The sequence below is a fragment of the Cellulosilyticum sp. genome (assembly GCF_982396655.1).
In genome coordinates this window covers 76553-89842 of record NZ_CEVXFV010000013.1, presented here as the reverse complement: position 1 = coordinate 89842, position 13290 = coordinate 76553, and the positions used below count along the sequence as shown (strand labels likewise).

Sequence of the window (13290 nt, the reverse complement as noted above, 5' to 3'; positions counted from 1 at the left end):
CTAGAAGAAATACTTCGACTTGGAAAAACTTAGGCTTAAATTAACGGCTATGATTCTGAATGAAAGTTATAGAATGCGGAAAGAATATAGCAGAAATAGGAAATAAGGAGGTGAAGTTATGAAAGCTTATGTGGATCGTGATACTTGTGTAGGGTGCGGGACTTGTGTAGGAATATGCCCAGAGGTCTTTGGCCTAGATGACGAGAATAAATCTGTACCTAGTGAAGAAGAGCTTGAAGGTGATAAACTAGATGGCGCGAAAGAGGCAGAGGGGAGTTGCCCTGTAGATGCTATTAGTGTGAAGTAATAAATACATGATCTATAATAAATATAAGGGAGTATTATGAAGCAAGTTAACTTCGTAATACTCCCTTATATTTATTATTTATAGGTAGGCTAAGTTAGCATATATATGCTAACAGTACATAACTAATCGGAGAGAGAAGTTTAAGTTTTAGGACCTATGATTTTGTACTGATATACAAGAAATAAGTCATAAAAAATAAATATGTAGCTATGGCTACATATTTTTGCGTTGGCATAGAGTAAGATATGTTCAGGTTCGAAAAACAACAGACGCAAAAATAATGCGATGAATAAATAAAATAACGCACTAAAAGGAGATTAGCTATGAGCAGAAATATGTTTTGTATGCAATGTCAAGAAACAGCAGGAAATAAAGGATGTACAAAAGTAGGGGTATGTGGTAAATCAACAGACCTTGCCAATATGCAAGATTTATTAATCTATGTTACAAAAGGTTTATCAGAAATCACAACACGCTTGCGTCAAGAAGGTAAAACAGTTTCTAAAGATGTAAACCACTACATCACATTAAACTTATTTACAACAATTACAAATGCAAACTTCGATGATGAAATATTCTACGCAAGAGTAAAAGAAACTTTAGCAATAAAAAATGAGTTAATGAATGAGTTAACAAATAAAGAAAACTTATCTGAAGCTGCAACATGGGATATTGAAGAAAATAAAAAATCAGGATTCCTTGCAACACTTAAAAATATCGTATCAGGAAACAATGACGGTAAAGCTGTAAATGAAATGTTAAAAGCTAAGGCTGATTCAGATGAAGTTGGTATCTTAGCAACAGAAAACGAAGATGTACGCTCTTTAAGAGAACTTATCACATATGGATTAAAAGGACTCTCAGCTTACTCTAAACATGCAAATGCTTTAGGATATGACAATGAAGAAATCGATGCCTTCATGCAAGAAACATTAATGAAATTAATGGATGATTCATTAACAGTAGATGAGCTTGTTGCGTTAACACTTGAAACAGGTAAAGTTGGTGTAGATGGTATGGCACTTCTTGATACAGCTAACACATCAACTTACGGAAATCCAGAAATCACAAAAGTTAACATTGGAGTAGGTAAAAATCCTGGTATCTTAGTATCGGGTCATGACCTTGCAGATATTGAACAATTATTAATTCAAACAGAAGGTACAGGTGTAGATGTTTATACTCACTCAGAAATGTTACCAGCTCACTACTATCCAAACCTTAAGAAATACAGTCACTTAGTAGGTAACTATGGTAATGCTTGGTGGAAACAAAGAGAAGAATTTGAATCCTTTAACGGACCAATCTTAATGACTACAAACTGTATCGTACCACCAACAGACAAACAAACTTACAAAGATAGAATGTTCACAACAGGTGCAGCTGGATTCCCAGGATGCAAACACATCGAAGGCGAAGCAGGTTCTAAGAAAGATTTCACTGAGATCATTGAGTTAGCAAAAACTTGTGCAGCGCCAACAGAAATTGAAACGGGTGAAATCATCGGTGGATTTGCGCATGAACAAGTATTTGCATTAGCGGATGCTGTAGTTGACGCTGTAAAATCTGGCGCAATCAAAAAATTCGTTGTAATGGCAGGATGTGATGGAAGAGCATCTAAACGTAACTACTACACAGATTTCGCTAAAGCACTTCCACAAGATACAGTTATCTTAACAGCAGGTTGTGCAAAATATAAATACAACAAACTTGACCTTGGAGATATCGGTGGTATTCCAAGAGTACTTGATGCGGGTCAATGTAATGACTCATACTCATTAGCATTAATTGCACTTAAATTAAAAGAAGTATTTGGTCTTGCGGATATCAACGAATTACCAATCATCTACAACATTGCTTGGTATGAACAAAAAGCTGTCATCGTATTATTATCATTATTATACCTTGGTGTAAAAGAAATCCACTTAGGGCCAACACTTCCAGCATTTCTTTCACCAAACGTTGCTAACGTATTAATCGAAAACTTCGGTATTGGTGGAATCTCTACAGTAGAAGAAGATATGGAAATGTTCTTCCCAGAAGCAAAAGTAGAAGGAGCTGTAGAAGGCGCAATTACAAAAGATATGATCATCGGTGATGTTTTAAAAGCTAACCCAGAACATGCACGCGTTTTAATGGAAGCGGGTATGCACTGCCTTGGATGCCCCTCTTCACAAGCTGAAACATTAGAAGAAGCTTGCGGTGTACACGGTTTAGACATCGAAGACTTACTTGCTAAATTAAATAAATAAAAATATGTATCCCCTTAGTTAAGTGCTAAGGGGATATTTTTATTCAATTTAAGGTGTAGAAATACATTTTTAACGCCTGCTTTTGTGCTCATTTTATAAGTTGCGTATAAAAGTGAAGTTAAAAAAACAGATTAATTAAAAAAAATATATTTAAGTTAAAATAAAATCAATTCGACATTTTTTATCGTATCAACTATACTGAGTACTGAAAAATATTATCAATTAATAAAACTAACTGTTACAAGTTCCGCAAGGATTAATAGAGAAATCGGTGTAAGTCCGATACGATCCCGTCACTGTAATAAGGAGTTCTAAGATATTTATGTCACTGGGTAAGGTTATCTGGGAAGGCGTCTTAGAATGATGATCTTAAGTCAGGAGAACTGCTTGTAATCGATTTTGATATGATTCTTACGGTGAATAAGAAGCATTATACAATATACGTATATCTTATTTAACGCCCATAATGATATGAGCGCTTTTTTAGTATGCAAAATTTCTCTCCGAAATGTATTTATATCATCTAGTTGGAAAAGTTTTAAGCAATTAGAAAGGAGAAAAAGGTGGCAGACAAACATCTCATCAAAAGGCTTATTCAAGTCGCAATCGTTTTATTTGGAATTAGTTTCTCACCTATCTATCGCCAGGGGACCCTGCTGAAATCATGCTTACAGAATGTGGCAATATCCCAACGCCTGAATTATTAGCACAGACAAGAGCTGAATTAGGATTGGATAAACCTTTCTTAGTGCATACGGCACATGGTTAAAAGGGGTATTAACAGGTGATATGGGAATGTCCTATTCTATGAAAATGCCAGTAGTAGACAAACTGACTGCATGTTTTTGGCCAACACTTAAAATGGCCCTGATGGCGCTTATAATGATGATTTTAATTTCAGTCCCATTAGGCATAGTAGCAGCTGTCTATCAAAATAAGTGGCCCGACTATCTCGTGAGGTTACTTACCTTCTTTGGTGTATCTATCCCTAATTTTTGGCTTGGCTTAATTTTCTTAAGTTTCTTTGGCGTGAAGCTACGTTTAGTAGCTGTTTCAGGAGGAAATACGGATTTTAAAGGATTAATATTACCCGCACTAACTTTGGCTACTGCTATGGCAGCCAAGTATACAAGACAGGTGAGAGTAACTGTCCTTGAAGAACTGCGTCAAGATTATGTATTAGGTGCACGTATGCGCGGCATAAAGGAAAGTGTTATTTTATGGCGTCATGTACTGCCGAATGCCCTCCTTCCTCTTGTAACACTAGTCGGTTTATCTTTAGGAAGTCTACTTGGTGGAACAGCAGTCGTTGAAATTATTTATAATTGGCCTGGCATGGGAAGCATGGCTATAAAAGCTATCTCCTGCAGAGATTATCCTCTTGTACAAGGGTATGTCTTATGGATTGCACTATTATATATGGGTATTAATCTATTGGTAGACTTATCCTACACTTACTTAGACCCTAGATTAAAGGAGGGGCATTAGGTGCAAATTTTAAAGTTTTTTAAGAAACATAAGCAGTTTACATTATTTCTCATTCTTGCACTTATTGTAGTAGGCATTGCTATTTTTGCGCCATGGATTGCCCCAGCAGACCCTTATGAGGCAATTATGACAAATTCCATGCAGCCCCCAAATCAAGTTAACTTATGTGGGACAGATAAATTAGGGCGAGATGTATTATCCAGAGTTATTTATGGGACAAGGACATCTCTCGTCATGACACTTTGTCTTATTGCAGTCATTTTTGTTATGGGCACCTTCTTAGGGGTTATTGCAGGATACTTTGGCGGGATTATAGATGAAGTGATTATGCGTATTGCCGATATGATGATTTCTTTTCCAGGATTAGTACTGGCTATTGCAATTGCAGGTTTATTAGGACCTAATATGATAAACGCTGTCATAGCAGTTGCTGCAGTGAGCTGGACCAAGTATGCAAGGCTTTCACGCAGCTTGGTTTTAAAAATCAAAAAAAGCATATTCATAGAAGCAGCCATTATAAATGGGCAAGAACAAGTAAAATAATATTTAGGCATATTCTTCCAAGTATCATCACAACAATGGTTGTAACAGCAGCTACTGACATTGGAACCATGATGCTGGAACTTGCATCTTTATCATTCCTAGGTTTTGGAGCACAGGCACCTACACCTGAATGGGGACTTATGCTTAATGAAGGAAGGACTTATTTATCAAAGGCACCATGGTTAATGATTTATCCAGGGATTGCTATTGTAATTGTTGTGATTGTTTTTAATATGTTAGGGGATAGTGTTCGTGATATTTTAGACCCTAGACAAGATTAAAATAAATTAAAAGGAGACAAAAATGAAGAAGACTTGGTTAAAAAAAGTAATATTTAATTGCTTACAATTTAAAAACAGAAAATATTATGGACTTTGAAAACAATGAGGCTTATAACATTCAAGAACTTGAATCTTTAAGGTCTACATATGCTTTTATGAATCAAAGAGGCGCATTAGGCGATATTAAATTGCGTCAAGCTTTAATCCGTGCATTAGACAAAGAAACCTATTGTGAAGTCCTTCTTGAAGGTGGTGCAACACCAGGAAAAGCGCCAGTACCACCAACATTAGACTTTGGTTTTGAAGAGTTAATCGATGAAAATGCATATGACATTGAAGGCGCAAAAGTACTTTTAGCTGAAGCAGGATATGTAGATATAAATAGGGATGGTTTTGTAGAAACACCAGAAGGAAATCCTCTTAATTTAAACTTTGTGATTTATACAAGTCCTGAAGAATTAAATGTTTATGCGCAGGCAGCGGAGGCTAACTTAAAAGACATTGGTATTAAAGTAACTTTAAATACTGTAAGCTATGAAACATTATTAGATATGAGAGACTCTGGGAATTATGATTTATTAATTTGGAACGTATTAGTTGCCAATACAGGAGATCCTGAAAAGTATCTTCGTGAAAACTGGTATAGCACATCTTATTCTAATACAACAGGCTATAACAACTCTGAAGTTGATAGATTATTAGATGAGCTGACTAAGGAATATGATGCAGAAATGAGAAAAGAATTAATTATAGCAGTTCAGCAGCTTATTATGGATGATGCTGCAACAGTATTTTTTGGCTATGAAACAACTTATTTAATTTCTTCAGCGCCGTTAACAGGTGTAGCCATGTATCCAATGGACTACTACTGGTTAACTAAAGATATTGCACCTGCAGAATAAAGGGGTAACAATATGTTGCAGATTAAAGATTTAAGCGTTCAATATGGAAATCAGTCGTCAATTATTAAAGATTTCAATCTTTCTATAAAAGAAGGTGAAATTATTAGCATTGTTGGAGAAAGCGGCAGCGGAAAAACAACGGTTATTCGTGCCATATTAGGTACTTTAGGGGAAACGGGAAAAGTAAGTACAGGAGATATTTTATTTTATAATGACTCTTTACTTTCTAAATCCAGAGAAGAATGGCAAGCCCTAAGAGGTACAGAAATATCTATGATTTTTCAGGACTGTGGCAGTACTTTAAATCCTATTCGAAAAATAGGAAGTCAATATGTGGAATATATCCGTGCCCATGCTAAGATGTCTAAGAAAGAAGCATGGGAGAAGACTAGATGCATGTTAGACAGGATGAATCTGGGAGATAGTGAAAATGTCATGAATAGCTATCCTCATCAATTAAGTGGGGGAATGCGTCAAAGAGCAGGAATAGCCATGGCAATGACTTTTAATGTCAAGCTCTTATTAGCCGATGAGCCAACCAGTGCCTTAGATGTAACGACTGGCGCTCAAATCGTACGTCAGATGATGGCACTTAGAGAGAACTTTGGAACAAGCATTATTATGGTAACGCATAACCTAGGTGTGGCAGCTTATATGTCTGATAAAATAATTGTCATGCAGCAGGGAAAAGTAGTGGATATGGGTACTAGAGATGAGGTTATTAATCATCCGACTAGTGACTATACCAAAAAGCTGCTTGCAGCAGTTCCAGAAATGGAGGGAGAGCGTTTTGTTTAAAGAACCAGAGGTTATATTAAAAACCAATCATATTGTTAAAAAGTTTACCACATCTAAGAATGAGACCTTAGTGGCATGTAATGATATTAACTTAAATGTCTATAAAGGGAAGACTTTAGGCATTGTAGGTGAAAGCGGATGTGGAAAATCTACTTTTGTACGTATGCTTGTTCAATTAGAAAAGCCGACTAGTGGCAATATCCTTTATCATGATAAAGATAGGGTTCATTTCTTAAAAAAGGAAACATGGCTTAATCGTCAAAATATACAAATGGTATTTCAAGACCCTCTTGCTTCATTTAATCCTAAGATGAAAGTCATTGATATTTTGACAGAACCGCTTTTAAACTTTAAACGTATTAAAAAAAGTGAAAAGGAAGCAAAAGCAAAAGAACTTTTAGAAATGGTAGAGTTGCCAGCAGAGTTTATGCATAGATATCCTCATAATATGAGTGGCGGGCAACGTCAAAGAGTTAGTCTTGCAAGAGCACTTTCCTTAGAACCTGAAATTCTTATATGTGATGAGGCCACCTGTGCCTTAGATGTATCTATTCAAAAAAGTATGATTGAATTATTAGTACGTTTACAAAAGGAAAAAAACATCAGTATGGTATTTATCTGTCATGATCTGGCCCTTGTTCAATCTTTTTCACATCAAATTGCTGTGATGTATTTGGGTCATATAGTAGAAGTTATTCCAGGTGAAAAGATCAGAAATGAAGCTAAGCATCCTTATACAAAGGCATTATTAAATGCACAATTTTCTATTCATTCCTATCAAGACAAGCAGGTTGAAAGGCTCCAAGGTGAAGTGTCAAGTCCATTAGATCTCCCTAATGGATGTCTATTCCAAAGTAGATGTATACATTGCACGGCAGCATGTAAAACTACAAAAACTATGCTACAGGAAATAGAATTAGGCCATCAAGTAGCTTGTCATTATAGCGTTTGATTTTAAGATAAGGAGAAAATAAGAGATGAAGTTAGAGACTATGCTAAAAGAAAGAAATCAAAAATATATTAGAGCTTGCAGCACATTATAAAGACCAAAAAGAAATCACACAGGCTATTTATGATGAGGCGCAGGTGGGAGGCTTTTGGTATCCTATGATTCAAGCAGGGCAAAGCGTATCAAAAGGCGATATATTAGGAGAAATACGTAATTTAGAAGATGAAATACTGCAACAATATACCACACAATTTGATGGAGAAATTTTATATTATACAACTGCCCTTGGAATAAAAGAAGGAGATTCACTTATTGCCTATGGTAGAGAATGATAAGTAAATTAAACTAAGAAAATAAAGTAAGAGGCTATCCCATAAGCTAATGAAAATTAACTAGGGACAGCCTCTTACTTTATTTTTATGACAGCCATATAGTACATTGCGATTTCTTCAGGTGTATATTTCATTTGATTTTTTATCCACCATTTAACGGCTTCTGCAAAGCTACCTACTAAGTGGTGGAGTACAAATTCAGTAGGTATATCTAGCACATTGATTTCGTTTAAGTATTTTGTAAACATTTCGGTGAGATATTCTTTGAAATAGCTCATAAATAGTTCGCTACTTTCAGAGGAAAGAATGCCTATCACATCTCTTTTATTATCTTTTAAGTGATAAAGAATATGTGTAAGTTTGTTTTCAATTCCAGGTGTAACACCTGAAAAGTCATGTGTTTTTTCAGAAGTGAGTTCATTAGAAAAGACATGGCTGAATATATCAGTACACATTGCTTTTAAGAGTTCATCTTTAGTTTCAAAATGGGCATAAAAAGTACTTCGCCCAATATTGGCCTCATCTATAATTTCTTGCACGGTTATGTTGTTGTATTGTTTTGTTTCAAGTAATTTACTAAATGCTTTAAAAATAGCATCCCTTGTTTTTTGTTGTCTTCTATCCACGGTAATCCTCCTGAACAAATTTAATAAAATGTTCCGTAACTTACAAAGTGAGCATTTTGCTTGTTGTATTGGTTTAGCTTTGCTCATAAAATAATACCGTACAAAGTGTTCGGTAACAAACGTATTGTACTTTATAGATATGTCAAAAGCAAGATGATGGGAGGAATATTTTAATGAAAAAAATAAATAATTTTTTTTCGGGTATAGGAATGACAGTCGTTGCAGGAATTTTTCTTGTATTGAGCTTAATATTTATGCTCACAGGATTTGAATTTTTTATAGATCCTGCGTGGGTGACGATTATTATATCAGGTATTCCGATGTTATATTTGGCACTAACACGATTGTTTTACCAGAAATGGATATCTTCAGCACTACTTATTTCAATTGCTATGATTGCGTCTATAGCAATTGGTGAAATCTTTGCAGCTGGAGAAGTGGCATTTATTATGGCAATTGGTGCAATCTTAGAGGATATGACAGTTGCTCGTGCCAAGAAGGGATTATCAGAATTAATTGCCCTTACGCCCATGGAAGGGAGAAGACTTATTCAGAAGGGAGAGACTATAGTTGAAGAAATTGTGCCCGTTCAGCAGGTTAAAGTAGGTGACTTACTGCGTGTACTGCCAGGTGAAAAGATTCCTGTAGATGGAAGGATTGTGTCAGGAAATACTTCGATTGACCAATCAGTTATGACAGGTGAGTCATTACCGGTAGATAAAACAGTAGGTGATGAAGTATTTTGCGGTACTATAAACTGTTTTGGTGCAATGGATATAAGGGCTAAAAGTGTAGCTGAGGATTCTTCATTGCAAAAGCTCATCCATATGGTAAAAGAAGCTGAAAATAAGAAGGCGCCTATGCAGCGCATTGTTGATAAGTGGGCAGTGTGGCTTGTACCTATTGCATTATTAATTGCCATAATAGGCTTTTTGGTGACTTGGGGATTAGGATATGACATAATGATTGCATTAAATCGCGCTGTTACGGTACTCGTCGTATTTTGTCCTTGTGCGCTTGCGCTTGCGACACCGACTTCTATTATGGCAGCTATTGGGCAGGCCACCAAACATGGTGTGATTATTAAGTCAGGTGAAGCGCTGGAAAAGATGGGAAAGGTGGATACCATTGCCTTTGATAAAACAGGTACATTAACTTATGGCAGATTAGAAGTAAGTGATATTATTTCCTTTGTGCAAACAATGAATGAAGAAAATATATTGGCAATAGCAGCATCTGCTGAAGCAAAAAGCGAACACCCATTAGGAAAGGCAATTGTGGCTCACGCTAAGGAAAAGAACCTAGCTATAGTCCAAAGTCAAGATTTCCAGATGATTGTAGGTCAAGGCGTTTATGCCCAAGTAGAAAGTAAGAAAATATTATGTGGCAATGAAAGATATCTCATCAATCATCAGGTATTTATATCACAAGCTGTTCATGATACTTTAGAATGCTTACGTTCCCAGGGGAAAGCAGTTATTTTAATGGCAGTTGAAGGGGTATGTATAGGTGCTATAGGCCTTTCAGATATATTACGACCTACTGCAAAAGAAATGGTTCAAGAACTTGAGAACATGCATACGAAAGTTGTGCTTCTAACAGGAGACAATAAAAGGACAGCCCAGTATTTTGCTAAAGAAGTAAATATTACAGAAGTATGCAGTGAACTACTCCCAGAGGAAAAAGTAGGAAATATTCTTTTGCTTCAAAAGGAAGGAAATAATGTCTGTATGATTGGTGATGGTGTAAATGATGCCCCCGCATTAAAGACAGCTGATGTAGGCATTGCTATGGGCAGTATGGGAAGTGATATAGCTGTAGAAGCGGCAGATATTGCTTTAATGAGTGATGATATTTCAAAAATTCCGTATCTAAAAAGACTATCTTGTGCAACCTTAAAGACTATCAAAAGAAACATTATAGCATCTATGGGCATTAATTTTGTGGCAGTAACCCTTTCTTTATTAGGTTTATTAAATCCTATTACAGGGGCACTAGTTCATAATGCAGGATCTGTATTAGTCGTTTTAAATGCAGCATTGCTATATGATAGGAAGTTTACTGTATCCATAAATTCTTCTCTTTGATTAATTTAGCACAATAATGGAATGAGAGACGTATATTGTAAGTGAAACACTTATAAAATGAGGAATACTAATGGAAAGTTATATAATATTATCATTAGAGTTACATTTGTTTTTCGGAAGAATTATGAAGGAACATGCACTATTTTTAGAAGTAGGATATACACAAGCTAATAGTAATTATAGAGAAGAAGCAAGAAAGTATAAAAAATCATTTGAAAAATTACTGCGCATGGTAATTAAGTGTAGTAATGGTGTTGTAGGAAGTAGCATTCTTAAATCTGGTGAATTAATAACTGAATATACACTTGAATCCGAAAAGGCAACGAGTAGGCTTACAGGATGTAGTATTGACGAGAGTATCACAAGGCTTGAGTCAGACTTAATGGACATGTGTATGAAAAAACAGACTAAGATTGATGGCAACATGAAAAATTATGTAAAACAAATTAACCAATATGGTTTAAAACTATTAAAGGGATTTATTGATTTTAAGGAACGAACTTTAAACTATGTATTATGTTGTAAAATGTTTACGATGAATTATCCATTGTTACTAGAACATATCATTCGTGAAGCAAAATTGTATCAGCAATACATTATAAGTTTAGAAGGCGGTAATCTAAATGCACATGAAGATATAAGAGAAACGGAGTTGTTTTGGAATCAAATAATGATGGAGCATGCCCTATTTATTAGAGGTTTATTAGACCCAACTGAAAATGAATTGATTGTGAGTGCCAATCAATTTGCTAAGCAGTATGCAAGCTTATTAGAGGATGCTAAAAATATGACGGAAGAAACAATGAAAAGCGTTACAGCTAAGACGATAGCGGAAACGATAAAGTATCGTGATTTTAAAGCAGCAGGCACAGAAGGCATTAATGCATGCCAAATTCGAAGTCTAATCTTACCATTGTTAGCTGACCATGTGTTAAGAGAAGCAAATCATTATATAAGGTTATTGAATGAGAAATAAGTATTAAAAGGCTATTTTTAGCTAGAGACGAATTCTAACTAAAAATAGCTTGTTTTTTATATGATGAAATAGTAATTTTGGGATTTTCTGAAGCAAGAAATCTAAGTTTTAAAAAGGAATAGATAAACATCTTTAAATATTGTAAAATTATAAAAAAACAGTGAAAATCAAAATGGCTAGGTGGAGAACATGGATTTTAAACATGAAATTGTGATACCCAATGAAGATTTAACCTTTCGTATGTTTTTGTTTGAAGGGCATGCAGGTGGTTATGCAGTGGCTAAACACTGGCATCAATCTATTGAAATATTTGCAGTATATGAAGGGGAAATGGATTATTATATTAATGAAAAAGAATATCATTTAACACCAGGGAAGTTTGTTTTACTTAATTCTAATGAAATTCATTCAATTAATGTACCAGAAAAAAATTATACGATTGTACTTCAAATTCCCTTAAAGACTTTTGAAAAATATTATTCAAATGAGCAGTATATTTTATTTTCTCATAGCCCTAGGGAAGAAGATAAAAAGATTATGAATCTCATAAAAAGTATGTTTGAGGAATATGAAGCACACAAAATAGGTTATGAGTTTAAGGTACAAAGTAAATATTTTAGATTACTTTATGAATTAGTTGCCAAGTATAGAGTGGAAAATGTAGAGGAGGCACTTATTGTTTCTAATAAAAAGTTAAGTAGACTTTCAAAGGTTACAGCCTACATAAAAGAGCATCATGCTGAAAAGATTTCATTAGAACAGATTGCAAAAATTTTCGGTTATGCACCGGCTTATTTGTCAAGAATGTTCCAACAGTATGCAAAGGTTAATTTTAAAGACTATTTAAAGGAAATAAGGTTAGAAAGTGCCTATAAAGAGATGCTTAATTCATCGAATACTTTAAGTGACATTGCTTTAAATAATGGCTTTCCAAATGAAAAGGCATTTTCAAAGGCTTTCTTTGAGAAATATGGACAGCTTCCAAGCGAATATAGAAAATGTCAAAAAAGTGCCATTAATTAGTTAAGACTTTGGTAGAGAATAAAAGAGGTAAATGCTACAATTTTTATAGAAATAAAGATTGTAGCATTTTTTTTGAAAATACTTAGATTAAAGTTGATGGAGGTAACAATGGAGAAATATCAAGTATCAGACAAAGCATTTAAAGCTTATGGTAGAGTCCTAACAGGTTATGATTGCAGCCAGCTGATGAAAGAAATGGAACATATGCCAATGCCAGAAGATGTGGTATATGAACCCTCAGTATTCGAACTTGAGCAAACTGCTGTAGCAAAAGTATTTGCTGGGAAGGCTTATGGCGAAATGCCAATTCAAATTGGTTACTGCAATGGACATAATCAAAAATTAAATGCTGTAGAATATCACAGAAACTCAGAAATCAATATTGCAGTAACAGATATGATTTTATTATTAGGCAAACAGCAAGATATCACAGATGAGCTTACATATGATACAAATAAAATTGAAGCTTTCTTTGTACCAAAAGGAACAGTAGTAGAACTTTATGCAACCACACTTCACTATGCACCATGCGGCATTGATGGGAGTGGCTTTAAGGCAATTGTAATCCTTCCTAAAGGAACAAACTATGATAAAACCATAGCAGCAGAAGGCGCTAATGATGATAAGCTTATGACACATCGCAATAAATGGCTTATTGCACATGAAGAGGCACATATTGCAGGAGCTTTTGTGGGGCTTGTTGGAGAAAACATAGAGATTTAGTGA

The 13290-nt window shown here is 35.0% G+C and carries 13 protein-coding genes, 1 pseudogene and 1 riboswitch; of the genes and pseudogenes, 13 read left to right on the top strand and 1 reads right to left on the bottom strand.

Translation table 11 applies throughout. The features are described 5' to 3' along the window. Positions 1-118 precede the first annotated feature (118 nt). From AC1VAQ_RS07935 to AC1VAQ_RS07895, 9 genes and pseudogenes are all read left to right on the top strand, one after another. Complete coding sequence (locus AC1VAQ_RS07935; RefSeq protein ID WP_302597236.1) at positions 119-307, top strand: ferredoxin; 189 nt, start codon at positions 119-121, stop codon at positions 305-307. Positions 308-630: 323 nt separating this feature from the next. Continuing rightward, positions 631-2559, top strand: a complete 1929-nt coding sequence (gene hcp, locus AC1VAQ_RS07930; protein ID WP_302597237.1) for a hydroxylamine reductase — start codon at positions 631-633, stop codon at positions 2557-2559. A 225-nt stretch (positions 2560-2784) separates the two neighbouring features. Next, positions 2785-2964, top strand: a riboswitch (cobalamin riboswitch). 259 nt (positions 2965-3223) lie between these two features. Continuing rightward, positions 3224-3328 (top strand): hypothetical protein, encoded by a 105-nt coding sequence (locus AC1VAQ_RS07925; protein WP_334306949.1) that lies wholly within the window; start codon positions 3224-3226, stop codon positions 3326-3328. Positions 3329-3354: 26 nt separating this feature from the next. Further along, on the top strand, positions 3355-4047 hold the full coding sequence (locus AC1VAQ_RS07920) for an ABC transporter permease (RefSeq protein ID WP_330697534.1): 693 nt from the start codon (positions 3355-3357) through the stop codon (positions 4045-4047). Beyond that, positions 4048-4871, top strand: a pseudogene (nikC, locus tag AC1VAQ_RS07915) (nickel transporter permease). Positions 4872-4927: 56 nt separating this feature from the next. Further along, on the top strand, positions 4928-5773 hold the full coding sequence (locus tag AC1VAQ_RS07910; protein WP_302597284.1) for an ABC transporter substrate-binding protein: 846 nt from the start codon (positions 4928-4930) through the stop codon (positions 5771-5773). Between the two features lie 12 nt (positions 5774-5785). Beyond that, the gene (locus AC1VAQ_RS07905) at positions 5786-6571 is read left to right on the top strand and encodes an ABC transporter ATP-binding protein (RefSeq protein WP_302597238.1); all 786 of its coding nucleotides are present in this window, start codon (positions 5786-5788) and stop codon (positions 6569-6571) included. Continuing rightward, positions 6564-7523, top strand: a complete 960-nt coding sequence (locus AC1VAQ_RS07900) for an oligopeptide/dipeptide ABC transporter ATP-binding protein (protein ID WP_302597239.1) — start codon at positions 6564-6566, stop codon at positions 7521-7523. Before AC1VAQ_RS07905 ends, AC1VAQ_RS07900 begins: the two co-directional genes overlap by 8 nt. 155 nt (positions 7524-7678) lie before the next feature. Next, positions 7679-7852 carry a hypothetical protein gene (locus AC1VAQ_RS07895; RefSeq protein WP_479903770.1) on the top strand — a complete coding sequence of 58 codons (174 nt, stop codon included), beginning with the start codon at positions 7679-7681 and terminating at the stop codon, positions 7850-7852. Positions 7853-7926: 74 nt separating this feature from the next. Here the strand turns inward: AC1VAQ_RS07895 and AC1VAQ_RS07890 are convergent, their stop codons facing one another. Continuing rightward, on the bottom strand, positions 7927-8478 hold the full coding sequence (locus tag AC1VAQ_RS07890) for a TetR/AcrR family transcriptional regulator (protein ID WP_302597241.1): 552 nt from the start codon (positions 8476-8478) through the stop codon (positions 7927-7929). A 173-nt stretch (positions 8479-8651) separates the two neighbouring features. Here AC1VAQ_RS07890 and AC1VAQ_RS07885 point away from each other — a divergent pair, with 173 nt between their 5' ends. The 4 genes from AC1VAQ_RS07885 to AC1VAQ_RS07870 all read left to right on the top strand — a co-directional run bounded on the left by AC1VAQ_RS07885 (position 8652) and on the right by AC1VAQ_RS07870 (position 13287). After that, positions 8652-10565, top strand: a complete 1914-nt coding sequence (locus tag AC1VAQ_RS07885) for a heavy metal translocating P-type ATPase (RefSeq protein WP_479903769.1) — start codon at positions 8652-8654, stop codon at positions 10563-10565. Between the two features lie 70 nt (positions 10566-10635). Then, entirely contained in the window at positions 10636-11541 is a 906-nt protein-coding gene (locus tag AC1VAQ_RS07880; protein WP_302597243.1) for a DUF2935 domain-containing protein, read from the top strand. A 189-nt stretch (positions 11542-11730) separates the two neighbouring features. Next, positions 11731-12564, top strand: a complete 834-nt coding sequence (locus AC1VAQ_RS07875) for an AraC family transcriptional regulator (protein WP_302597244.1) — start codon at positions 11731-11733, stop codon at positions 12562-12564. 108 nt (positions 12565-12672) lie between these two features. Then, positions 12673-13287, top strand: coding sequence for a DUF4867 family protein (locus tag AC1VAQ_RS07870; RefSeq protein ID WP_302597245.1), 615 nt, complete (start codon positions 12673-12675; stop codon positions 13285-13287). The last annotated feature ends 3 nt before the right edge of the window (positions 13288-13290 follow it).